Genomic DNA, 21,714 nt, shown 5'->3' on the forward strand with positions numbered 1-21,714 from the left:
TCAGCGCAAGCTGCGGCCCTTGATGATCGCGTCCGCCCCGAACCTGGCGCGAATCGCATCGGTGGCGCGTTCGGCTGCGGCGCGACGGCTGGCTTCGGGGTCGAGAAGGTCGCCGGAGAGGTCGGCCTGGTCCTCGGGTGCCAGGTCCGAGATGCCGACTCCGATCAGCCGGAACGGGCCTGCCGTCCCGGCGTGGTCGAAAAGGTCCTTCGCGGCGCGGTAGATGCGGTCGGTAAGCTGGGTGGGGTCGGTCAGCGCGTGGCGGCGGGTGACCAGCTGGAAATCGCCCTTCTTCAGCTTCAGCGTCACGGTTCTTCCCGCCAGCCGCTTGGCCTTGGCCCGGTCGGCCACCTGTTCCGACAGCCGCCAGATATGACCGTCAAGGAGATCGGGGTCGGAGGTGTCTTCGAAGAAGGTGGTCTCTTTCGAGATCGACTTGAGCCTTTCGTCCCGGTTGACGCGGCGGGTGTCGAGGCCGCGCGCCAGATGCCAGAGCCGGTCGCCCATTGACCCGAACCGCGCGCCAAGGTCGGCACGGTCCCAGCGCAAAAGGTCGGCGATGGTGCGGATGCCCGCGCCTTCCAGCGCGGTCTGGGTGGCCTGACCGACACCCCAGATGATGCGGACGGGCTTTGGCTTCAGGAACGCCTCGGTCTCGGCGCGGCCGATCACGGAAAACCCGCGCGGCTTGTCGAGGTCGGAGGCGATCTTGGCGAGGAACTTGTTGTGCGACAGGCCGACCGATCCGGTGAGGCCCAACTCGTCCTCCATCCGTTTGGTCAGGCGGGCCAGCAGGACGGCGGGCGGGGCGCCGTGGAGGCGGGCGGTGCCGGTGAGGTCGAGAAAGGCCTCGTCCAGCGACAGGGGTTCGATGGCCGGGGTCAGGTCTTCCATCATCGCGCGAATGGCGCGGGAGGCTTCGGTGTAGGCGGGGAAGCGGGGTTTGACGACCACCGCCTCGGGGCACAGCTTCAGGGCCTGGAACATCGGCATGGCGGACCGCACGCCCTTGATCCGGGCGATGTAGCAGCAGGTCGAGACGACCCCGCGCGTGCCGCCGCCGACGATGACGGGCTGGTCGCGCAAGCTGGGGTTGTCGCGCTTTTCGACGGATGCGTAGAAGGCGTCGCAGTCCATGTGGGCGATGGAAAGCGTCGTCAGTTCCCCATGCGCGACCATCCGGGGCGAGCGGCAGACCGGGCAGCGCGATACCGGGCTGTCGGTCAGGGTCAGGCAGTCGCGGCAGAGGCTGGGCATGATGGGGCGAGGCTACCACGCTGCTGCGGGCCTGTGGAGAGAGACGGTGGAAAGCGGTTGACGTCCCAGCAACCTCTGTCCCCTTATCCTGAGCGAAACCAAGGACGGCCCGCGCATGTCGCACCCCTACGAGACCCTGCCCGAGGACCGCTTCTGGCGCAGCGCAGTGGCCGACCGCGACGCGCTGGAGATTGCGGGGCTTTGGAAGCCGAAGTATCCGATCCAGCGACGGACGCGGATCGTCACGGCGGGGTCTTGCTTTGCGCAGCATTTCTCGAAGGCGCTGGTCGCCCGTCGCTATCGCTGGCTGGACTTCGAGCCGGGGCCGGCGGGCCTGATGGCCGAGCAGCGGCAGGACTATCATTATGGCACCTTCAGCTTTCGCACCGGCAACATCTACACCCCCCGGATGCTGCTGCAGTGGCTGACCTGGGCCCTGACTGACGCGTCCCCGCCCGCAGAGGCTTGGGAGAAGGACGACCGCTTCTACGATCCGTTCCGCCCAGGGGTGGAGCCGGGGGGGTTCGTCTCGGTCGAGGAGCTGCTGACCTCGCGCGCCGAGACGCTGGCGGCCATCGCGGCGGCGGTGCGGGGAGCGCAGGTCTTTGTCTTCACGATGGGATTGACCGAGGCCTGGCAGGACACGGCGTCGGGGGTGGAGTATGCGGTCTGCCCCGGCACAGTGGCGGGTCAGTTCGACCCCGACCGGCATGGCTTTGTGAACCACGGCTTCGGCGCGCTGATGGGCGACATGACCGCGGCCCTGCGGCTGATGTTCCGGGCGAACCGGGGGTTGAAGGTGCTGCTCACGGTCTCGCCGGTGCCCTTGACCGCGACAGCCTCGGGGCAACATGTCCTGACGGCGACCAACCATTCCAAGTCGCTGCTGCGCGCGGTGGCGTCCGAGCTGGTCGCGGCACAAACGCGGGTGGATTACTTCCCGTCCTACGAGATCATCACCCATCCGGTCTACAAGGGCCGCTTCTTCGCGCCGAACCTGCGGTCGGTTCTGCCGGCCGGCGTGGACCATGTGATGACGCAGTTCTTTGACGATCAGGCGGCGGCTTTCGGGGGGGAGACCGTTGCAGTCTTGTCGGCTCTGCCGCACCTCACCCAGGTCGAGGAAGCGCCAGAGCGCGAGTTGACCGAGGCCGAGGAACTGCGCTGCGAAGAGGAAATCCTGGCGACCTTCGCCCCGGATCAGCGGCATGGCTGACCTGCCGCGTCTGTGCGTTTTCGGCGACAGCCATTATGCCTGCGTCCGTCAGGCCGAGGTGCAGGGCCTGGTCGATGTCCGGGGCGTTGCGCTGGAATACTGGGGCCATGTCGGCAGCCGGTTCCGCCATCTGGAGGTACGGGACGGGACGATTCATCCGCTGGACGAATTCACCGCGCAGCGTTTTGCCAAGTTCAATGCCCTTGGCCGGACGTTCCTGCCTGCCGCCGACTTCGACGCGATCCTGGTTGCGGGCGCGCGGGTCTATGTCTGGCGGATGTTCCACCGGCTGCTTCAGCGGCTGAGCGAGGGGCCTTTCGTCAGCCAGGGCCTGCAACAGCGGATCCTGACGGACAGCCTGCGCGGTCAGGCGGGCTACCGGCTGGCGGCGGGGCTGGCAGCAACGGGGACGGCACGGGTGTTGCTGGCGCCGGTCGCCTATTACACGGCGAGCCCCGAGCGGTTTGCAGCAACGATCACCCCGCAGATGGCCGCGATCCTGCAAGACAAATTGCCGGGGTTCTGGGCGGTCCTGGCCGAGACAGCGGCCAGGGACGGGATCGAGCTGATCCCTCAGCCGCAGGAGACGGTGGTTGATGGCCTGTTCACCGATCCGGCCTATGCGGTTCAGGGCCACATCGAGAAGCAGGACTACGAGCATCACAATGCGGCTTACGGCGCGGTCATCCTTGCACAGGCGCTGGAGCGGCTGCAGGGCGGGGAGCAAGCCTTGCGGCCAGTCATCGCGCCCGGCAAGATACCGGCAAGGACGGAGGCCTGATGCTGGAACTTGCTGCAAAGCTACCACCGGGGGCGTTGGTCGGGGGCGAGGATGCCCTGCTGGCCGAGGCGGTCCTGGCCACCGGGGGCGCGCGCTTCATCGCGCGGGAGGCCAATCTGGTCCGCACCGACGGCAAGATTACCGGCTGGCGGGACTCGGTGCTGGCGGTCGAGGCGGGTGCTGCGACCCCCAACACCGGGAACAGTCGGTTCGAGGCCGGGCCGCCGGGCGCTCTGCTCTGCCAGGAGGGGGTGAACTGCGGTTTTACCCTGCCCGGCTTTGCCCCCGAGGTCGAGGCTTTCACCGTGGCAGTGATCTACCGCTCGCAAGGGGAGGCGCGGACGCTGGCCACCGTCTTCACCGGGCAGACCAACAACCTGATCTTCCTGGCCGAGGCCGAGGGGAGGGTGCTGGTCAAGGACAGGGCCGCGTCGGTCGAGGTGGCGCTGCCGCTGATCGGGGGCGCGGGGGCGAAGCTGGTGATCCTGGGCTTCGACGGGCGGACCCTGCGGCTGGAGATGGACGGGCAGGTGGCGGAGGCATCGGCCAAGGTGCCGGGGCTGGCGCATCAGGCGGATTTCTTCATCGGCTGCCGGTCGAACCGGGCGGGGCTGGCAAAGACGCTGGGCCAATCGCTGCTGCATGAGGTGCTTTTCTGGCCGGACCGGTCGCTTCCGGGCTCGTCGGATGCCGGGGACCAGGCGGCGCTGGCGGCGCTGCGACGGCATGCCCGTTGGGAGTACTAGGTGGACGTGCCGATCCCCGATCTGGACGTGCCGCCCGAGATGGGGCTGGACGAGGCGGCCCGGGCCCGGCGGTTCCTGGTCCGGGGGGACCACGCGAACCTGTGGTTCGAGGGGGCTGGAGAGGCCTTGGTGGTGTCCTTCGACAACCTTGCCACCATCGACGAGGGCTGGCCCCGCGCGCCCTGGGCCTGGAGACGGCTGGAGCCACTGGGCCATTCGGTCCTGGGCGTGCAGAGCCAGGCGAAGGACTGGTTCCGCCAACCGACGGCCCCCGCCCTGCTGCGGGAACTGGAGGCGCGGGGCTTCTTCCGGCGCTTCCGGCGCGTGGTGCTGACGGGGGCCTCGATGGGCGGCTTCGCGGCACTGAACTTTGCCCCCCTGATCCCCGAGGCGCGGGTGCTGGCCTTCAGCCCGCAGTCCACCATGAACAAGGTGATTGCCCCGTTCGAGCAGCGGTTTCCCTTCGCGGTGCGAAAGTCGAACTGGGAGGGGATGCCGTTTCTGGATGCCGCTGCCGCCGTGCCGTATATCCGGCGGGCCGTGGTTCTGTACGACCCCTTCGTCCCCGAGGACCGCGCCCATGCCGCGCGGCTGGCGGGGCCGAACGTCCAGTTTCTGCGGGCGCCCTTCACCACGCATGAAGCGATCCGGGTGGTGCTGAAATCAGGGACGTTCCCGCTGCTGATCGACCAGCTGGTCAAGCAGGATGATGTCGGGGCCGAATTCTGGCAGGCGTTCCGCGCGCGCCGGACCGTGCCGAAATGGCAGCGCGCCTTGCTTGCAGCGGCGGGAGGTCGCGGGCGGCAGGGGCTGGTGATCCGGGCGGCGGACGCGATGCTGCGGCTGGGAGCGGACCTGCCGGACGAGGAGAAGGTCTTCATCCGACGGGCGCGACGGGCGGCCGTGAATGGGCGCAAGGCGGCAGAGGCGGGCTAGGCCTTGGACTTGGCCTCATGCTATGCGGGGACGGCAGGGCAGGAACGGCGGAATGGACACGACACGCGGCCGGATGATGGCGATGACCATGGTGGGTGGGGATCACTTCTTCCTGTCCCGCTGGGTCGAGTATTACGGTCGCCAGCTCGGCCGCGAGAACTGTTACGTTCTGTCCCACGGCGGTGATCCCGAACACAAGCGCATCGCCAAGGGGTGCAACGTCATCTACCTGCCCTTCGACGAGACGCGGAACTGCTTCAACCAGCGGCGCTGGCAGATGCTGTCGCGGCTGACGAGCGGTTTCACCAACTTCTACAACTGGGTGCTGGTCGGCGATGTGGACGAGATCGTCTGCGTTGATCCCGCCGTGTCGGACAGCCTGCCGGAGTATCTGGCGCAGTATTCAGCGCAGAAGGGCGGGCCGCGGGTCATCACGCCGTTTGCCATCGAGATGGTGCACAGCCCAAGCCTGGAGCCCGAGCCGATTGCCGAGGGGCGCAACATTCTGGACGTCCGGCGGATCTTCCGGCTGAACGCGAATTACGCCAAGCCCTGCATCACCTGCGACAGGATCGACATCGCCCCCGGCGGGCATTTCGCCAACCACCCGAAGCTGCATCTGGACCCGCATCTTTATCTGTTCCACCTGCGCTTCATCGACCACGACATGACCGAGGCGCGCCTCGCGACCCGCCGCGCGCAGCGGGTGGTCCAAAGCGGCGCGCTGGAGGAGGTGGAGCGGGAAAAGACCGGCTGGGACACAGCCTGGGACACCTACAAGGCGCTGTCCAAGGAAAAGCCAAAGGCCGAAACGGTGGACTTCCCCGAATTCCGGCAAGAGATGATTGACGGCTGGCGCGAGAAGAAGGTGGTTTACTTTGCCCCCGGCGGCGCGCGGCCCAAGGGGGTCTACCGCTTGCCCGAACGTTTCAAGGTGCTGTTCTGATGGGTGACGACATCCCGACCGAGGGCGTGATCATTCGGGCCGAAAACGGCGACGTGATCCGCTATGACGAGACGGGCTTGATCCTGCGCCTGTCGGACAAGGTGATCGCCGACATCGCCGCGCGGCTGGAATTGAAGCCGCAGGCCGCCGCTGTCACAGAGGCCCCGCCCCTGCCCGACCTGCCCGACCTGCCCGAGGACATCGACCTCTGGGCCCCGCGGCGCGAGGGGGACTGGGTGCTTTTCCAGGCCAACATGCCCGGTGCGGACGGCCAACGCGGCTATCGGCGCCATGTGTCGGGCGGGGCGGTCATTGCCGAAACGCGCGGCCCGCTGCTGGCGGTGCTGGGGATCGGCGGGGCACGGGCCGGGCTTGGCTCGAAGGGACCGGCGCGGTTCCGCTGGCATGTGATGGCTCCGGCTGACGATGTCGGCGCGGTGGGCATGGGCGGCGAGGGCGAGGCGGTCGAGACCGCTGCGCTGGAACCCCTGCGCGAGCTGACGGTCGAGGCGCTGATCGCCGACGAGCTTCTCGCGCGCCGCCGGGCATCGCACCAGTCGCTGCCGCTGGTGCTGGTCCGGGCCGAGACCGACATGTCCGCCTCGGCGCATGATCTGGGGGCGGGGGCCGCAGTGGCGAACCTGGACCGGGCCTGTGCCAATCTGCAGGCCGCCGCCGCCCGTCTGGGGACACGCGCACAAGTGCTGGCCGTGGTGCTGGACTATACGCTGGAGGACCTGAGCGGCGACCCGGTGGCCTACCGCGACGGGATGATCGCGCTGATGGAGCGGATCACCCTTGGCATGGCGAAACAGGGCCTGGCGCGGCCGATCTTCCTGACATCGTTCGATTGCGGGACGCAGGACGTGACCCGCGGACCGGGGCTGGAGGGCCAGTGGGAGCTGTCCTGGAACCACGCCGATCACCGGCTGGTCTTTGCCGCGCCCTCTTACGCATTCCAGATCGACGACACCGGGCGGCTGACCGATACGGGCCGGGCCGAGAAGGCACTGCTGATGACCGAGGCACTGCTCGCGGTCCACGGCGGCGGGCGCTGGCATTGCCCGGTGATCCAGCTTGCCGAACGGGCGGGCGACGACATCCGCGTCATCTGCGAGGCGCAGGACGGCCTGATGATCGATGCGGGCGACCCCTTTGGCGCAGGCGAAACGGCGGGATTTGCGCTGGAAGGCGTCACCAATGGTGCCAGGATCACCGGGATCGAGTTCGGAAAATACGACACCAAGGCGCTGATCCTGCGCTGTTCGAAGCGGCCCGAGGGTGAGGTCTATGTCACCTACGCCCACGGCGCGGGGCCGGGCCTGGGTCCCTATCCGGCGAACCGGGGCGCGTTGCGCGGCGAATTCGGCGACGGAGCCTTGCGCCGCTGGGCGCTGCCCGCCCGGCTGAAGCTGACCGAAGGCGGGCCGTGATGGCGTTCAACGCCGACAGCATCAAGGACGACAACCTCTGTGTCATCTGGGTCGATGACATGATCGACATATTCACCTGGCGCGACACCTTCGGGCTGCGCATCCAGACCCCGAACCTGGACCGCCTTTTGAACCGGGGGGTCCGCTTCGGCAATGCCTATGCGACGATCCCCTTGTGCGCCCCCTGCCGGGCCGAGCTGGCCACCGGCCTGTCGCCGTTCCGCACCGGGCTTGTCGACCTGAACCGATTCTGGCGCCAGGTGCTGCCACCCGAGAAGGTCTGGGCCTATGACCTGCGGCGGGCGGGGTTCTACAACTTTACCACCGGCAAGGTCGACGCCAGCTACACGCCGATGCCGCAGCGGTTTCGCCGCGTGCTGTTCCACGAAGAGCCGGCGGCGCATGACAGCCGCGGGCGGACGAAGATGAAGCACTATCTGGACCGGGGGCCGGGGATTGCGGGGGTGAACCATCCCGACGACGACGGCTCGCAGGACCATCTGTTCTACGATTTCATGGTGGCGCAGAACGCCATCGACTTTCTGGGCCGGGCCGACCCCGCGCGGCGTCACCTGATCCAGCTGGGCTTCAAGCACCCGCATTACAACCTGGAATGTCCAGACCGCTTCTACCAGCTGTACGACCCCGCCGATGTGCGCTGGCCCGACATCGCCGCGCCCGAGGATTACTACGGCCCGCCCCCCGGCTTTGCGGTCTATGAGGCGGCCTATATCGCCAACGGCAACTGGACGCCGGAAAAGGGCGGCGATGACGGCTGGCGGCAGGTGGTCCGCGCCTATTTCGCGGCGATCAGCCATGTCGATCATGAGATCGGGCGGTTTCTGACCGCGCTGGAGCACTCGCCGCTGGGCGACCGGACCACGGTGATCTTCCTGTCGGACAACGGCTTCAACCTTGGCAACCACGACAGCTTTCACAAGATGAGCCAGTGGGACAGCGCCGCCCATGTGCCGCTGGGCATCTGGTCGCCGCGGATGGAGGCGGGGCGGGTCGTGGACCTTCCGGTATCCTTGCACAACTTCCCGAAGACGATCATGCAGCTTGCAGGCCTGCCGCCGCGCCCGGACTGGGTATCGGGGCAAAGCCTGCTGCCTCTGATCGACCCCAGCTTCGGCGCTTTCGATACGACGAAATCGCCCATTACCTCGGTCTTCGGGACGCTTTCGGTGCGGCCGTCGATCGAGGGCTACCGGAACTTCCGCTACTTCCGCTATCCGAACGGCGAGGAGCATGTCTACGACGTGGTCGCCGACCCAGGCGAGACCGAGAACCTGATCGCGACGGCTCCGATGGAAGTGCTGCGGGGCGAGCTGGTGAAGGGCGCGCTGGACCTGGGCCTTGACCTGCGCGGGTTCGAGAATCCGGCGGACGGGATCAACGCGATGATGGCCGTGGATGGGTCCGTGGTGCTGGAGGGGCACCGGGGCAACGACAACTACTGGGTCTACGGCGCAGAAGCCGAAAAGATCCGCGAGACGAAGGACGGTGGTAACGACACGCTGTGGTATCTGGGCGGGCCGGATGACTATGTTCTGCACTGCCCGATGAACGTCGAGAACATCCGGGTAGCCACCGTGCTGGCGCGCACCGAGGACCCGGGGGGCCGCAAGACCGCGCGCGTCCTGCGGATAGTGGCGCATCCCGACAGCCCGATCACCTTCGAGACCACCGAGCGGGTGATGGTCGATGTGCGCGGCTCACGCGGGAACGACGTGATGATCGGGCCGAAATACGGCGGCGCGACCTTCTACGGCGGTGAGGGCGACGACGTGCTGCGGGCGGTGACGGTGCACGAAGGCTCGCGCCACTATTTCTATGGCGGGGCGGGGAATGACCGGCTGGTCGGTGGACCCGGTCGGGACCTGCTGGATGGCGGCTCGGGAGACGACACGATCATCGGCACCGGGGGCCGCAAGCGCATCTTTGGCGGGCATGGCAATGACGAGATCCATTCCGGTGATGCGGCGTCGGTGGTGCACACGGGGCCGGGTCGGAACCTGGTTCGGCTGGGCAGCGGCAACGACACCGTTCATGCCGGGACCGGGGTCAACAGGGTCGATCCGGGGGCGGGGGCAGTGGTATTCGTCCTGGCCTACGGCGGAGTGACCCATGTCAGCCAGTGGCGGGCGGAACAGGTCTATGACCTTACAGCCTGGCCGAAGACGCCCATCGTCGCGCGCCGGGCGGACGGGGCAGTGGACGTCACGCTGGGACTGTCAGTCCTGCGCATCGCCGGAGTTCCCGAAGAGCACGACCTGGCAACCCAGATCCGTCAGACCGAGGATCAGGAAACGCCCGCCCCATAGCTTCGGGACGGGCGCCTGCTCTGTGTGCCTGCACGTGCAGGTCTATTCGGCCGCCTTGACTTCTGTCCCGTGCCCGTCGTCACCGCCGTCCCTTGTCTTCCACAGCGAGTAGAAGATGCCGGCCGCGATGATGCCGATGGTGATCGCCAGCGAAAGGTAGGGGTCGAACTTGCCGAAGAAGTAGCTGTAGAAGCCCTTCAGGCCGATGAAGATCAGCACCACGGCCAGCGCATACTTCAGGTAGTGGAAGCGGTGCACCAAGGCCGCCAGCGCGAAGTACAAGGCGCGCAGGCCGAGGATCGCCATGATGTTCGCGGTATAGACGATGAAGGTGTCCGTGGTGATCAGGAAGATCGCCGGCACCGAGTCCACGGCGAAGATCAGGTCGGCGAAGTTGATGACGATCAACGCCACGAACAGGGGCGTGGCGAACAGCACCAGCTTGCCCGTGGTCGGGTGCGGCTGGCGGACGAAGAACTTCTGCCCGTGCAGGTCTTTCGACACGTTCATGTATTTCGAGGTCAGCTTCACCACCGGGTTCTTCGAGACATCCATGTCGCCTTCCGGGACCACCAGCATCTTGATGCCGGTCAGCGCCAGGAAGGCGGCGAAGACCAGCGTCACCCAGGCATAGTTCGAGATCAGCTCGGCGCCGACGGCGATCATGATGCCGCGCAGGATGATGACACCGATGATGCCCCAGACGAGGGCACGGTACTGGTATTTCCGGGGAATGGCGAAATAGCCGAAGATCAGCGAGATGACGAAGACGTTGTCGATCGAGAGGACCTTCTCGATGATGTAGCCCTGGAAATAGCTCGCCACGGGGTTGGTACCGTCGCTGGTGACCAACGTGCCGTTCTGCCAGGCCCACCAGATGTAGCCGCCGAACAGGATCGCAATGAAGATATAGAAGGCGGAAAGCTTCAGGCTTTCAGCAACGCCAAGTTCGTGGTCGTCCTTGTGCAGCACGCCCAAGTCGAAGGCCATCAGCGCGATGACGATGCCAAGGAACATCAGCCACAGCCAGAGGGGCTTGCCCACGAATATCTCGAAGAGGAAATCCATCCTCACTAACCCTCAATTCGGGTGCGTCGAGAGGTCAGCCTTCTGAGGGGCAGGTTGCCGGGCATGACATCGAGCACGATTTCTCGATGCGGTCCGACATCACGAGCGCCAAACGAATTCGGCGTCGTCAGAGGGGCCCGGCCCGCAGGGGAGTAAGGTGGGCAGAGGGTGCGACAAATCAACCCCCGTGCTTGGGCTTTTTTCACGGAACCGTGACCATCTGGCGGCGGTTGGCGGATTTTCGCAGGCGTCGGGGCTTGTGGCAGAGGCGGCGTGGCCTGTATGCCCAAGCACAAGCGAGGAACCGCCATGAGCCTGAACACCTTCGGTCACCTTTTCCGTGTCACCACCTGGGGCGAAAGCCACGGACCGGCCATCGGTTGCACGGTGGACGGATGCCCGCCCGGTGTGGCGCTGACCGAAGCCGACATCCAGCCCTGGCTGGACAAGCGCAAGCCCGGACAGAACAAGTTCACCACCCAGCGCAAGGAACCGGACGAAGTCCGCATCCTGTCGGGGGTGTTTCAGGGCAATACGACGGGCACCCCGATCCAGCTGATGATCGAGAACACGGATCAGCGGTCGAAGGACTATGGCGATATCGCTGGCGCGTTCCGGCCGGGCCATGCCGACATCACCTACCACCAGAAATACGGCATCCGGGATTATCGCGGTGGCGGGCGGTCGAGCGCGCGCGAAACCGCAAGCCGCGTGGCGGCGGGGGGCGTGGCGCGGGCGGCTTTGGCGGCGCTGGTGCCGGGGCTGAGGATCACGGGCTATATGGTGCAGATGGGGGTGAAGGGGATCGACCGGAGCCGCTTTGACGCAGGCGAGATCGAGCGCAATCCGTTCTGGGTGCCTGACGCGGTGGCTGCGGTGGAATGGGCCGAGTATCTGGACGCACTGCGGCTGTCGCACAACTCGGTCGGGGCGGTGATCGAGGTGGTGGCCGAAGGCGTGCCGCCCGGCCTGGGCGCGCCGCTATATGGCAAGCTGGACAGCGACCTTGCGTCGGCGATGATGTCGATCAACGCCGTGAAGGGCGTCGAGATCGGCGAGGGCATGGCATCGGCCGCGCTGACAGGGGTCGAGAACGCCGACGAGATCCGCATGGGCTCGGGCGGGCCGGAGTTCCTGTCGAACCATGCGGGCGGAATTCTGGGCGGGATTTCCACGGGTCAGCCGGTGGTGTGCCGGTTCGCGGTGAAACCGACGTCGTCGATCCTGACGCCACGCCAGACGATCACACAAGGCGGGCAGGACACGGACCTGATCACCAAGGGCCGCCATGACCCCTGCGTCGGCATCCGCGCGGTGCCGGTGGGCGAGGCGATGATGGCCTGTGTCATCCTGGACCATCTGCTTCTGGACCGGGGCCAGACCGGTGGCGTCCGGGGCCGGATAGGGTAAAGACCGACGCGGGCATCGGGGCTCTGACCTTTTTGGAAGGAAGGTGGGCGGATCGCCCACCCTACGCCTGCGCAGGGCAGCGGTCGTTCGGACAGCAAGAACCGGAAAAAAGAATGGAGGGCCCCGCACCCCTACGGGACCCTCCATCCACCCCACGCGCACACCCCAAGCACCGCACGTGATCTGTAGTATAAGGGTCCCGGGCGTCCTGCCCTGACCAGAGAGTGATGCCCCGAATCCCCGCCATTCGGCAAGGCGCGAGTGCTGAAGGTTTGCCTCAAATGGGAAGGGATGCATGGCAAAAGGCCCACGCCGGACGGGCGCGGGCCTTTGAATTCGGAAGCGCAGAGTTACTTGTAGGCGGCCTCGCGGCCGAAATGCTTGACCAGCAGATAGTAGAACACGGCGCGGAACTTGTTGCGCTCGGACTTGCCGTAGGTCTCGACTGCAGCGTTGATCCCGTCCATCAGGCTGGGGCCATCGGTCAGGCCCAGCTTCTTGATCAGGAAATTGGTCCTGATCCGCTCCAGTTCGTCCTTGTCCGACGCGGCGACGGTCTGCGCGTCGTTATCATAGATCGACGGGCCGCAGCCGATCGTCACTTTCGTCAGCAGCGCCATGTCAGGCGTCACGTTGCACTTGTTCTTCAGGTCATCGGCATATTTGGCGATGAGTTCGTCCCTCTTGCCCATCCTTTGTCTCCCTTGACTGGAACGGTGATCGTTAACGAAGGAACCGTAATGGCAGCTTTGTCGTTAAGGAAGGGGAAAATCTCGTGCAATGGCTCAGTTGCGCGATGTTGCCGCGTGGCCCAAGCTGCGGCTCAGGCAGAGCCGGATTCTGGAAAGGTCAGCTTGCGGTTGATCACGTAGCTGGCGACTGCGGCCAACGCAGAGGCGCAGAGGTGGACTGGAAAGTCGGGCCAGAAGCGGCCGGTGGCGAAAAGGAAGCTGACCCCCGCGCCGATGCCGATCCCAAGGACCTGGGTCAGCGCGTACAGGCCCAGCGCAAAGGGGCGCCGGGCGCTGCCAGTGAAGGTGAAGCGTCGGTGGCACCAGAAGCCCAGGGGAATGCAGGCGACCCAGGCCGCCCCGGCCGAGACCGCCGTGGGCCAGGGCAACTGCGAGGTCGCCAGGGCCGCCACAACCGCGTAGACCAGCGCCAGCGCCCCGCCCACCAGAAGGAAGCGGGCAAAGGTGTTCATGGCGCACCCTCGGCCAGACGAGTCTGGTCGACCCGATAGACCCTGAAGTCGTGCCGGTCGTCGGTCACCTCGGTCAGCCAGTCGGGCAGTTCGCCCCCCAGCAGAGTGGCCGCGTAGGGCTTGGCCGCGTCGCCGGCGCAGAGCACCAGGTAGTCGGCCTGCGACCGGGCCAGCGCCAGGCGCATGTCGGCCTTGCTTTCCAGGGCAGCAATGCCGTTCCAGAAGGCATCGGGGCTGCGATGATACGGGGCTGCTGCAACGGCATGCGAGGTATAGGCCAGGATCGTGGTGCCAAGGTTGAGCGAGGAGAACAGCGTCGAGGGCGGCAGGGTGGCAAGTTCGGCCATCGCGGCGGCGGTGCGGCAGGTCGCTGTGGAGCGCGCGGGTGCGGATTGTGCCTCGGCGATCACCGGGGCCGTACCTGCAGCGCGACCAAGGACAGAGGAGACCGCCTCTTCCACTGCGGTGGGCGTTGCAGCCGCCAGGACCAGAACGGCGGGCAACCGCCAGGGGCTGCTGCGCGGGATCCGCAGAAAGGCGTGGACCAGGAAACCACCCAGAAGCGGCAGGGCGGGGACCATCAGGGTCGTCGCCCGGATCTGCAAGAGGGCCACGGTCAGGCCCGCCAGCGCGACAAGGCAGGCCAGGGTCAGGGCGGATCTCTGCGCGCCGTCAAGGCGCGACCAGAGCACGAGGGCAGCGACAAGCGCCAGGAACAGGAGGATCACCGGCGGCAAGAGCGACCGGCCCAGCATGTCGGGCAGAAGCCCGATCAGCTCGACGGCCGAGAGCGCCTCGATCATGCGGCTTTCGATCAGGGTGCGGACCTCGGGTGGGACATCGGCGTAGGGGCCACCCAGGCAGGGGGTCAGCAAGGGTGCGGAGAGCCAGAGGCCGACTGCGACAAGGACCGCCATCGTCAGGATGCGAAGGAGGGGGCCTTTCAGGACACCAGAGGCAACGACGGGCACCAGAGTCGCCACGATCCCCGTCGCGGCCAGGGCCAGAACGGGAGGGGCCAGCGCGTCGCAGTGCTTCGTGCCCCAGGCGGCAAGCGGTGTCTGTCCCGCCATCAGCAGCGGAGCGGTCACTGCCAACGCGATGCCATAGCCCAGAAGCCAGGACCCAGCGCCAGGCTTATCGAAGGCGTGGCGCAAGGCCATGTAGCCCGGGATCAGCGCCAGAACCGGCAGCATCTCAAGCCCCACGGCAAGCGACATCGCCGTGGCTACACCCGCCAAGGCTCCGAAGAGCCTGAACCGCCCCGGCAGGGCCGCAAGGTAGAATACCGCTGTGGCGCTCAGCATCTGGATATTGTGATGGTCGATCCGGGGCGGGGTGAACTCTCCCCTCAGCTTGCCCCAGGTCAGGAACACCACCAGCGCGCCAAGGGCCGCCAGCGCGCCGAAGAGGCGGTTGGTCCCCAGACCGATCAGCAGCACCATGAGGCAGGCCAGAAGGCTGGGCCAGACCACGACCGTCAGAAGTTCAGCCTGGGGCATCGGCAGCAGCCACGATGCCGGGACCAGCACGGCGGCAATCCCGGCGTCGACGTAGCGCGACCAATGCATCGAGATGCCCTCGGGCGGCAAGACGCGGTACTGCCGGGTGTCGAACCAGTCCTGCCCGCCCAGCCAATCGCGGACCTGGACCAGCCGCATGAGGTCATCGTTGTCCGAAAGGAAGAGCAGACGGTCGACCTCGGGCCAGGCCCGCACGGCGTTCAGCACGATCAGGGCGATGGCGCCGAGGCAGATCCACCAGATGAGCAGAGGGCGCGATTCGGTCGGGGGCGTCACGGGAAACTCACGGATTGGCTGTTTCGCATCTGGCGGCGAAAGAAGATCGCAGCCAGACATAGCCTTGCCGCCGGAAACAGTCATCCCTATGGCGGAAATCCTTCGCTTCCAAGACATTGGGCCGACAAAACCCCGTTTCCTGTCGGATCTCGCCGCATTTCTGGCACAGTTGCACAGTCAATTCTGCTTCAATGGCTGCCAGTCGGTTGAATTGGCGCGACAAGGATTCGGCAATGCTGGAACTGACCATCCTGATGCCCTGCCTGAACGAGGCGGAAACACTGGCCACCTGCATCGAGAAGGCCAAGGGCTTTCTGACGCGCACCGGCATCAAGGGTGAGGTGCTGATTTCCGACAACGGATCCACCGACGGCAGCCGCGAGATTGCCGAGGCACATGGCGCCCGGGTCGTGCTGGCACCGCGCAAGGGCAACGGGATCGCGCTGTCCACCGGGATCGCGGCGGCGAAGGGCCGTTTCGTCATCATGGGCGACAGCGACGACAGCTATGACTTTTCGCGCCTTGATGCATTTGTCGAGGCGTTGCGCGGTGGTGCGGACCTGGTGATGGGCAACCGCTTTCGCGGCGGGATCGAGCCTGGCGCAATGCCGGTCCTGCACCGCTACCTTGGCAATCCGGTCCTGTCCTTCATCGGCCGGGTGCTGTACGGCGCTCCTGTCGGCGATTTCCAGTGCGGACTGCGCGGGTTCTCACGCGACAAGATCCTGGCGTTGAACCTGATTACCGAGCAACTGGAATTCTGCCCCGAGATGGTGATGCGCGCCGCGATGGCGGGGCTGAAGATCGTCGAGGTTCCGACGACGCTGAAACCCGATGGCCGGTCGCGCAAGCCGCATTTGCGGACCTGGCACGACGGCTGGCGGCATCTGAAGCTGCTGCTGACCTTCGCGCCCTTCAGCCTGTTTCTTTATCCGGGTGCGATACTCTTTGCGCTGGGGTCGGTGCTGTTCCTGCCGCTGCTTTTCGGACCGCTGGACCTGGGCGCGCTGACGCTGGACACCGGTGCGATGATCTTTGCCGCCACCTTCATCATCATCGGCTTTCAGCTGATGTGGTTTCACGCTTTGGCGCGGCAGTTCGCGGTGCGGATGAACCTTCTGCCGACCTCTCCCCGTTTCGAGCGGCTGCGCGCCCGCCTGTCGGTCGAAAGCGCCTGTCAGGGCGGTGCCATCTTCATGGGCCTGGCGCTGGTCGCGACCATCGCTTCGGTCGGGCACTGGGCGGCGAACGGCTTCGGGCCGATTGACCCCGGCACGATCACCCGCGCCGCCTCGCTGGTCGCGGTGCTGTCGGCGCTGGGATTGCAGTCCTTTACCGGGGGCTTCCTGTGGGGCCTGATGACCCAGAAGTCACCGGCGCAGACGACGGTCGAGGGTCCGGCCGGAGAGACCGCTCAGGAAGCCTGACGGCGGCCCGGCCCGGACAAGCCGGGCCGGTCGAAGGGATCAATAGCGGTAGTGGTCCGACTTGAACGGGCCGTCGACCTTGACGCCGATGTAGTCGGCCTGGTCCTTGCGCAGCTCGGTCAGCTTCACGCCGATCTTCTTCAGGTGCAGTCGGGCGACCTTTTCATCCAGCGCCTTGGGCAGGATGTAGACGCCCGGCGCATAGTCCTGGCCCTTGGTCCAAAGCTCGATCTGCGCGAGGACCTGGTTGGTAAAGCTGGCCGACATCACGAAGGACGGGTGGCCGGTGGCATTGCCCAGGTTCAACAGGCGGCCTTCGGACAAGAGGATGATCCGGTTGCCCGAGGGCATCTCGATCATGTCGACCTGGTCCTTGATGTTGGTCCACTTGTGATTGCGCAGGGCGGCGACCTGGATCTCGTTGTCGAAGTGGCCGATGTTGCCGACGATCGCCATGTCCTTCATCGCGCGCAGATGCTCGATGCGGATCACGTCGCGGTTGCCGGTCGTGGTGATGAAGATGTCGGCTGACGACACTTCGTCTTCCAGCAGCGTGACCTCAAACCCGTCCATCGCGGCCTGCAGGGCGCAGATCGGGTCGACCTCGGTGACCTTCACCCGCGCACCCGCGCCGCGCAGGGACGCGGCAGAACCTTTGCCCACATCGCCGTAGCCGCAGACGACAGCGACCTTGCCGGCCATCATCGTGTCGGTGGCGCGGCGGATGCCGTCGACCAGTGATTCCTTGCAGCCGTACTTGTTGTCGAACTTGGACTTGGTGACGCTGTCGTTGACGTTGATCGCCGGGAACGGAAGCTGTCCCTGCTTGTGCAGATCATACAGGCGGTGGACGCCCGTGGTGGTTTCTTCCGACACGCCTTTGATCGCGGCCTTGGTCCTGGTGAAGAAGCCGGGGGTTTCCTTCATCCGCTTCATGATCTGAAGCTTGATGACTTCCTCTTCCTCGGATTGCGGCACGGGAATGATGTCCTCGCCCGCTTCGGCCCGCGCGCCCAGAAGGACGTAAAGCGTCGCATCGCCACCATCATCCAGGATCATGTTCGCGCCTTCGGGGAACATGAAGGACTTGTCGAGGTAATCCCAATGCTCGGTCAGGGTCTGGCCCTTGACGGCAAAGACCGGGATGCCCGCAGCGGCGATGGCCGCGGCGGCGTGATCCTGGGTCGAGAAGATGTTGCACGAGGCCCAGCGGACATCGGCGCCAAGGGCGACCAGCGTTTCGATCAGAGCGGCGGTCTGGATCGTCATGTGCAGCGAACCGACGATGCGCGCGCCTTTCAGCGGCTTTGCAGCCCCGAATTCCTCGCGGCAGGCCATCAGGCCCGGCATCTCGGTCTCGGCGATGGTCAGTTCCTTGCGGCCGAAGTCAGCCAGTGCGATGTCCTTGACGATGTAGTCGTTCGGCATCCAGCCTACTCCTTGACACGGTTGTTACTCGGCGCGCAGGTAGCACGTGAAGGTGCCGGAGGCAACTTTGCCCGCTAAGACGACGAAAGGAGATCGACTGTGCGGATCATCGCCGAAAGTAGCCCCGCAGGACACCGACGAGCAGTTGATTTCTGTCTCAACCCGGCGTGGCTGCCCTTCGCAGCCTTTGCAGCACGACAGATCGCGTTATTGCCTGGGCAGCAAAACTTCGACATCTGCATTGCCTCGACAGAACATCTGACCCTTCCGGAAAGCTTGAAGAATCTTGGTTTCCGTGTGCTTCAAATTGACGTTGGGTCCATGCTCGCGGAGCAAGATACCGCGACACGGCACGGAGATGCCGCCTATCTTCGGCTCGCAATACCAGACCTGATGAAGGACGACTACGACCGGGTACTTTATCTTGACTCTGATATTTTCGTACACGGCGGTGACTTGAACACGCTCTTCGACGTGGACCTCGGCGGCCTCTGCCTTGGCGCAGTCCGGGTCGTGACACAGTGGGGTTCACCGGACCGGCAGCGGCACGAATTCTCTGCTCTCGGCTTGCCGCCGGCGCCCTACTTTAACTCGGGAGTTCTGCTTATTGATGTGCCGGCTTACAGGAAAGCTGAGGTCACCCGAAAAGCGCTGCAACTCGGGGCCGAAAAGGGACATTTGCTCAAGTCACATGATCAGTCACTTCTAAATGTTTGCCTTTACCGAGCGTGGGCAGAGTTGAGCCCAGTTTGGAACTGGCAGTGGTATGTGAAGGCGCCGTTCTTCGAAGCACTTGCCGCGCCGAACATCGTACATATGATTGGTCCGGTTAAGCCTTGGCAAGAACCTGGCCGTGCTTGTATGTCCTTGGTGTATCGAAAGGCGTATGCCTCATTCTTGGCAGCCTTTTTCCCCGAGGTTCACCGCGTGCCGCAGCACGCTCCGGAACGAATGCGCAAGGGGTGGTGGTGGTTACTCGTCGGTTTGCGTCATGTGTTGCGCCGCCGCAGCCTTCTTCGATACCTTGATCGATTTCCGACCGAAACGACGGTGCGCTTGCCGTGACCAAAGTTCCCCGCGCCTGGCAACGGATGCTTTCGGGCCGCAGGCTGGACCTTCTGGACCCCACTCCGATGGACATCGAGATCGAGGATATCGCGCATGGCCTGGCCTTTGTCGCGCGCTGGAACGGGCAGACCCGGGGGGACTGGCCCTATTCGGTGGCGGAACATTCGCTGCTGGTGGAGGAAATCTTCGTGCGGGCCAATCCCGGAATTGCTGCCAAGTGGCGGCTGGCGGCGGTGCTGCATGACGCGCCGGAATATGTGATCGGCGACATGATCAGCCCGGTGAAGGCCGCCGTGGGACCTGGATATGGCGAGTTGGACCAGCGGCTGACAGCGGCCGTGCATCTGCGTTTCGGCCTGCCTGCGGTGCTGCCCGCGCCGATCAAGAAAGCGATCAAGGCGGCGGACAAGGTTTCAGCCTGGCTGGAGGCGGTGCGGATCGCTGGATTTCGGGAGGTGGAGGCCGACAAGCTGTTCGGGCGACCTGTGCCAGAGCTTGTGCATCGGCTGGAGATCAGGCTTCGTCCGCCCGCAGAGGTGCGGGCGGACTATGTCTCGACAGTGGCGAGACTGCTGGAGGCGTGCTGACATCCACCCGGCATCAGCGACCCATATGCCGCAGGTGATCGGCGGCGCGCAGGCCTTCGTCGTCCTGGAACTCACGCGGGGACCGGCGCGGATAGTGGCGCGGCAGGTAGTCCTCGGACGCGTGCTTGAACCGGGTAGCGATCAGCAGGGCATCGGCGAAGATATTCAACATGACCTTTCTCCTTTCAGGTTTTCGATGATCTCTTTTGCCATGAAACATGGCGTGATACGATTCAGGAAGACTTACGAAATGTAAGGCAGTCTAACAGATGATCGACTGGCGCAGCCTACCCTCGCTGACCTCGCTGCGGGCTTTCGCGGCCACCGCCGAGTTGCGGAATTTCAGTCAGGCGGCCCGGGTGCTGAACGTCACCCATGCCGCCGTTGCCCAGCAGGTCCGCGCGCTGGAGGAACAGCTTGGCCGTCCTCTGGTCCAGCGTGAAGGGCGCGGGGTCAGCCTGACCACCGATGGCGAGCAGTTGGCCGAGGCGCTGGGCGATGGCTTCGGCGCGATCCAGCGCGGGCTGGAGGCCTTGCGCGCGGGCGAGGCGGATCGCCCCGTCCGCGTGACCCTGACGGCCAGTTTCGCAGCGCAATGGCTGATGCCGCGGCTCAAGGATTTCTGGCAGCAGCACCCTGACATCGGCCTGTCGCTGCACCCGGACAGCAAGGTGGTCGACCTGCACCGCGAGCGCATGGACCTGGGCATCCGCTATGGCAACGGCGATTGGCCGGGGGTCGAGACAAGCTACCTGACCTCGGCCCGACTGGTGATTGCCGGGGCGCCGTCGCTGATCGGCGAGACAAATCCGACGGTTGAAGACATGGCAGGTATGGATTGGATCCTGTCTCCTACCTGGGCAGAACAGGACGCCTATCTCCGGCAATTGGGACTAGAGCCTTCAGATCTTGGCAGCACCGATATCAACAATGAGGAATTGGCGCTGGCAGCAGCGCGGCAGGGACTGGGATTGGTGGTGGAAAGCGTGGCGCTGATCGAATCCGACGTGGCCGAAGGTCGGCTGCGCATCGTGCATGAAAGCAGGGAAAAGCTGCCGGCCTATTTCATTGTCAGTCTACCCGGGCCAAAGCGGGCTGCGGCCCGGGCATTTCTTAAATGGCTGAAAGCGCAAGGCTGAGGTCAGAGCGCCAGATCTTCCGGTTTCCTGCCCTTGGCCATCGCTTCCGAGAACCAACGCGGCTTGCGCCCGCGGCCCGACCAGGTATCGGCCCTGTTCGCCGGATTGGCGTATTTGGCCACCGAAGGCGAGCGCTTCCGTCCGGCCGTGACCCCCGTCAACTCGGCCAGCGAAAAGCCCATTGCCTTCGCCTTTTCTTCCAGTTCCGCCAGCGCCTCGCGCTTGCGGCGATCTTCATATCCCGAAATCGCCTTTGCCACCTGCGATTGCAGATCCTTCAGCTCTTTCAGAGACAAGCTATTCAAGTCCAGGTTCAATGTCTGATCCCCCTCGGATAAAGACGGGGTATCAATAGGCCTGAAACTGTATATGCGCAAGAATTGATGTCTACTTCGGGCTTCTTTTCGCCAGAATCCGCTGCAAGGTCCGCCGATGCATCGACAGGCGGCGCGCAGTTTCGGAAACATTGCGGTCGCACATCTCATAGACACGCTGGATATGTTCCCAACGAACGCGGTCTGCGGACATCGGATTTTCCGACACTTCCGGCAGATTGCCGCCGCGCGCAAGCAATGCATTGGTGACATCATTGGCGTCGGCAGGCTTCGACAGGTAATCGACCGCCCCGATCTTCACCGCCGCCACTGCCGTCGCAATGGCCCCATAGCCAGTGAGAACCACGATCCGGCACGAGGGCCGCTTTTCGCGCAGCGTCTCGATCACCTCAAGCCCATTGCCGTCTTCAAGCCGCAAGTCAACCACCGCGTAGGCCGGAGGCCGCGCAAAGGCCTTGGCCCGGCCCTCGGCCACGCTTTGGGCCGTCTCGGTCACGAAACCCCGCTTTTCCATCGCCTTGGCAAGCCGCTTCAAAAAGGGCTCGTCATCGTCAACCAACAGCAGAGTCGGGTCCGGTCCAAGATCGATAGGCTCTTCCGTCATGCT

At 65.2% G+C, this 21,714-nt stretch carries 21 protein-coding genes; 12 read left to right on the forward strand and 9 right to left on the reverse strand.

What is annotated here, in order from left to right:
* The gene (locus Q8M85_RS01595; protein WP_305539385.1) at window positions 1–1,257 is read right to left on the reverse strand and encodes a DNA polymerase IV; all 1,257 of its coding nucleotides are present in this window, start codon (window positions 1,255–1,257) and stop codon (window positions 1–3) included.
* Between the two features lie 115 nt (window positions 1,258–1,372).
* Between Q8M85_RS01595 and Q8M85_RS01600 the strand changes: the two genes are divergently transcribed.
* From Q8M85_RS01600 to Q8M85_RS01630, 7 genes are read left to right on the forward strand one after another with little or no spacing between them, the layout of a single operon-like run.
* Window positions 1,373–2,473 (forward strand): GSCFA domain-containing protein, encoded by a 1,101-nt coding sequence (locus Q8M85_RS01600; RefSeq protein WP_305539387.1) that lies wholly within the window; start codon window positions 1,373–1,375, stop codon window positions 2,471–2,473.
* Window positions 2,466–3,254 carry a hypothetical protein gene (locus tag Q8M85_RS01605; protein WP_305539389.1) on the forward strand — a complete coding sequence of 263 codons (789 nt, stop codon included), beginning with the start codon at window positions 2,466–2,468 and terminating at the stop codon, window positions 3,252–3,254. Before Q8M85_RS01600 ends, Q8M85_RS01605 begins: the two co-directional genes overlap by 8 nt.
* Complete coding sequence (locus tag Q8M85_RS01610) at window positions 3,254–4,000, forward strand: hypothetical protein (protein WP_305539391.1); 747 nt, start codon at window positions 3,254–3,256, stop codon at window positions 3,998–4,000. The genes Q8M85_RS01605 and Q8M85_RS01610 overlap by 1 nt, the downstream gene beginning before the upstream one ends.
* The gene (locus Q8M85_RS01615) at window positions 4,001–4,936 is read left to right on the forward strand and encodes a hypothetical protein (protein ID WP_305539393.1); all 936 of its coding nucleotides are present in this window, start codon (window positions 4,001–4,003) and stop codon (window positions 4,934–4,936) included.
* Window positions 4,937–4,988: 52 nt separating this feature from the next.
* The gene (locus Q8M85_RS01620; protein ID WP_305539395.1) at window positions 4,989–5,882 is read left to right on the forward strand and encodes a glycosyltransferase family 2 protein; all 894 of its coding nucleotides are present in this window, start codon (window positions 4,989–4,991) and stop codon (window positions 5,880–5,882) included.
* Complete coding sequence (locus tag Q8M85_RS01625; protein ID WP_305539397.1) at window positions 5,882–7,315, forward strand: hypothetical protein; 1,434 nt, start codon at window positions 5,882–5,884, stop codon at window positions 7,313–7,315. The genes Q8M85_RS01620 and Q8M85_RS01625 overlap by 1 nt, the downstream gene beginning before the upstream one ends.
* Window positions 7,315–9,642 carry a sulfatase-like hydrolase/transferase gene (locus Q8M85_RS01630; protein WP_305539399.1) on the forward strand — a complete coding sequence of 776 codons (2,328 nt, stop codon included), beginning with the start codon at window positions 7,315–7,317 and terminating at the stop codon, window positions 9,640–9,642. Before Q8M85_RS01625 ends, Q8M85_RS01630 begins: the two co-directional genes overlap by 1 nt.
* A 42-nt stretch (window positions 9,643–9,684) precedes the next feature.
* Here Q8M85_RS01630 and Q8M85_RS01635 read toward each other — a convergent pair whose 3' ends face one another.
* Entirely contained in the window at window positions 9,685–10,710 is a 1,026-nt protein-coding gene (locus Q8M85_RS01635; RefSeq protein WP_305539401.1) for a TerC family protein, read from the reverse strand.
* Window positions 10,711–11,019: 309 nt separating this feature from the next.
* On the opposite strand from Q8M85_RS01635, the gene aroC reads away from it, so the two are divergent.
* On the forward strand, window positions 11,020–12,120 hold the full coding sequence (aroC, locus tag Q8M85_RS01640) for a chorismate synthase (protein WP_305539403.1): 1,101 nt from the start codon (window positions 11,020–11,022) through the stop codon (window positions 12,118–12,120).
* Between the two features lie 350 nt (window positions 12,121–12,470).
* Here aroC and Q8M85_RS01645 read toward each other — a convergent pair whose 3' ends face one another.
* The 3 genes from Q8M85_RS01645 to Q8M85_RS01655 all read right to left on the reverse strand — a co-directional run bounded on the left by Q8M85_RS01645 (window position 12,471) and on the right by Q8M85_RS01655 (window position 15,123).
* On the reverse strand, window positions 12,471–12,812 hold the full coding sequence (locus Q8M85_RS01645) for a DUF2853 family protein (protein ID WP_305539405.1): 342 nt from the start codon (window positions 12,810–12,812) through the stop codon (window positions 12,471–12,473).
* Window positions 12,813–12,943: 131 nt separating this feature from the next.
* A complete protein-coding gene (locus Q8M85_RS01650; protein ID WP_305539407.1) occupies window positions 12,944–13,324 on the reverse strand; it encodes a GtrA family protein in 381 nt (126 codons plus the stop codon).
* On the reverse strand, window positions 13,321–15,123 hold the full coding sequence (locus Q8M85_RS01655; protein ID WP_305539409.1) for a hypothetical protein: 1,803 nt from the start codon (window positions 15,121–15,123) through the stop codon (window positions 13,321–13,323). The genes Q8M85_RS01650 and Q8M85_RS01655 overlap by 4 nt, the downstream gene beginning before the upstream one ends.
* Window positions 15,124–15,356: 233 nt before the next feature.
* On the opposite strand from Q8M85_RS01655, the gene Q8M85_RS01660 reads away from it, so the two are divergent.
* On the forward strand, window positions 15,357–16,550 hold the full coding sequence (locus Q8M85_RS01660) for a glycosyltransferase family 2 protein (protein WP_305539411.1): 1,194 nt from the start codon (window positions 15,357–15,359) through the stop codon (window positions 16,548–16,550).
* 39 nt (window positions 16,551–16,589) lie between these two features.
* On the opposite strand, the gene ahcY is transcribed toward Q8M85_RS01660, so the two are convergent.
* The gene (gene ahcY / locus Q8M85_RS01665) at window positions 16,590–17,978 is read right to left on the reverse strand and encodes an adenosylhomocysteinase (protein ID WP_305539413.1); all 1,389 of its coding nucleotides are present in this window, start codon (window positions 17,976–17,978) and stop codon (window positions 16,590–16,592) included.
* A 99-nt stretch (window positions 17,979–18,077) separates the two neighbouring features.
* Here ahcY and Q8M85_RS01670 point away from each other — a divergent pair, with 99 nt between their 5' ends.
* Together Q8M85_RS01670 and Q8M85_RS01675 are read left to right on the forward strand one after the other, a co-directional pair.
* The gene (locus tag Q8M85_RS01670; protein ID WP_305539415.1) at window positions 18,078–19,043 is read left to right on the forward strand and encodes a glycosyltransferase family 8 protein; all 966 of its coding nucleotides are present in this window, start codon (window positions 18,078–18,080) and stop codon (window positions 19,041–19,043) included.
* A gap of 26 nt (window positions 19,044–19,069) precedes the next feature.
* Entirely contained in the window at window positions 19,070–19,633 is a 564-nt protein-coding gene (locus Q8M85_RS01675; protein ID WP_305539833.1) for an HD family hydrolase, read from the forward strand.
* Window positions 19,634–19,646: 13 nt separating this feature from the next.
* Here the strand turns inward: Q8M85_RS01675 and Q8M85_RS01680 are convergent, their stop codons facing one another.
* Window positions 19,647–19,805, reverse strand: a complete 159-nt coding sequence (locus tag Q8M85_RS01680) for a hypothetical protein (RefSeq protein WP_305539417.1) — start codon at window positions 19,803–19,805, stop codon at window positions 19,647–19,649.
* Window positions 19,806–19,902: 97 nt separating this feature from the next.
* On the opposite strand from Q8M85_RS01680, the gene Q8M85_RS01685 reads away from it, so the two are divergent.
* Entirely contained in the window at window positions 19,903–20,772 is an 870-nt protein-coding gene (locus tag Q8M85_RS01685; protein WP_305539419.1) for a LysR family transcriptional regulator, read from the forward strand.
* Between the two features lie 2 nt (window positions 20,773–20,774).
* On the opposite strand, the gene Q8M85_RS01690 is transcribed toward Q8M85_RS01685, so the two are convergent.
* Window positions 20,775–21,089: an H-NS histone family protein gene (locus Q8M85_RS01690; protein ID WP_305539421.1), complete on the reverse strand. Its 315-nt coding sequence runs from the start codon at window positions 21,087–21,089 to the stop codon at window positions 20,775–20,777.
* Window positions 21,090–21,159: 70 nt separating this feature from the next.
* Window positions 21,160–21,711, reverse strand: coding sequence for an ActR/PrrA/RegA family redox response regulator transcription factor (locus tag Q8M85_RS01695; RefSeq protein ID WP_305539422.1), 552 nt, complete (start codon window positions 21,709–21,711; stop codon window positions 21,160–21,162).
* Window positions 21,712–21,714 lie beyond the last annotated feature (3 nt).

Source organism: Tabrizicola sp. (assembly GCF_030694085.1).
Lineage (GTDB): Bacteria > Pseudomonadota > Alphaproteobacteria > Rhodobacterales > Rhodobacteraceae > Tabrizicola.

What these genes read in the sequence shown, in the direction of transcription:
- Q8M85_RS01620 (WP_305539395.1), top strand. Translation starts at nt 4,989, where the DNA reads ATGGACACGACACGCGGCCGGATGATGGCGATGACCATGGTGGGTGGG.
- aroC (WP_305539403.1), top strand. Translation starts at nt 11,020, where the DNA reads ATGAGCCTGAACACCTTCGGTCACCTTTTCCGTGTCACCACCTGGGGC.
- Q8M85_RS01600 (WP_305539387.1), top strand. Translation starts at nt 1,373, where the DNA reads ATGTCGCACCCCTACGAGACCCTGCCCGAGGACCGCTTCTGGCGCAGC.
- Q8M85_RS01645 (WP_305539405.1), bottom strand. Translation starts at nt 12,812, where the DNA reads ATGGGCAAGAGGGACGAACTCATCGCCAAATATGCCGATGACCTGAAG.
- Q8M85_RS01595 (WP_305539385.1), bottom strand. Translation starts at nt 1,257, where the DNA reads ATGCCCAGCCTCTGCCGCGACTGCCTGACCCTGACCGACAGCCCGGTA.
- Q8M85_RS01610 (WP_305539391.1), top strand. Translation starts at nt 3,254, where the DNA reads ATGCTGGAACTTGCTGCAAAGCTACCACCGGGGGCGTTGGTCGGGGGC.
- Q8M85_RS01675 (WP_305539833.1), top strand. Translation starts at nt 19,070, where the DNA reads ATGCTTTCGGGCCGCAGGCTGGACCTTCTGGACCCCACTCCGATGGAC.
- Q8M85_RS01695 (WP_305539422.1), bottom strand. Translation starts at nt 21,711, where the DNA reads ATGACGGAAGAGCCTATCGATCTTGGACCGGACCCGACTCTGCTGTTG.
- Q8M85_RS01635 (WP_305539401.1), bottom strand. Translation starts at nt 10,710, where the DNA reads ATGGATTTCCTCTTCGAGATATTCGTGGGCAAGCCCCTCTGGCTGTGG.
- Q8M85_RS01685 (WP_305539419.1), top strand. Translation starts at nt 19,903, where the DNA reads ATGATCGACTGGCGCAGCCTACCCTCGCTGACCTCGCTGCGGGCTTTC.
- ahcY (WP_305539413.1), bottom strand. Translation starts at nt 17,978, where the DNA reads ATGCCGAACGACTACATCGTCAAGGACATCGCACTGGCTGACTTCGGC.
- Q8M85_RS01660 (WP_305539411.1), top strand. Translation starts at nt 15,357, where the DNA reads ATGCTGGAACTGACCATCCTGATGCCCTGCCTGAACGAGGCGGAAACA.
- Q8M85_RS01625 (WP_305539397.1), top strand. Translation starts at nt 5,882, where the DNA reads ATGGGTGACGACATCCCGACCGAGGGCGTGATCATTCGGGCCGAAAAC.
- Q8M85_RS01605 (WP_305539389.1), top strand. Translation starts at nt 2,466, where the DNA reads ATGGCTGACCTGCCGCGTCTGTGCGTTTTCGGCGACAGCCATTATGCC.
- Q8M85_RS01630 (WP_305539399.1), top strand. Translation starts at nt 7,315, where the DNA reads ATGGCGTTCAACGCCGACAGCATCAAGGACGACAACCTCTGTGTCATC.
- Q8M85_RS01680 (WP_305539417.1), bottom strand. Translation starts at nt 19,805, where the DNA reads ATGTTGAATATCTTCGCCGATGCCCTGCTGATCGCTACCCGGTTCAAG.
- Q8M85_RS01650 (WP_305539407.1), bottom strand. Translation starts at nt 13,324, where the DNA reads ATGAACACCTTTGCCCGCTTCCTTCTGGTGGGCGGGGCGCTGGCGCTG.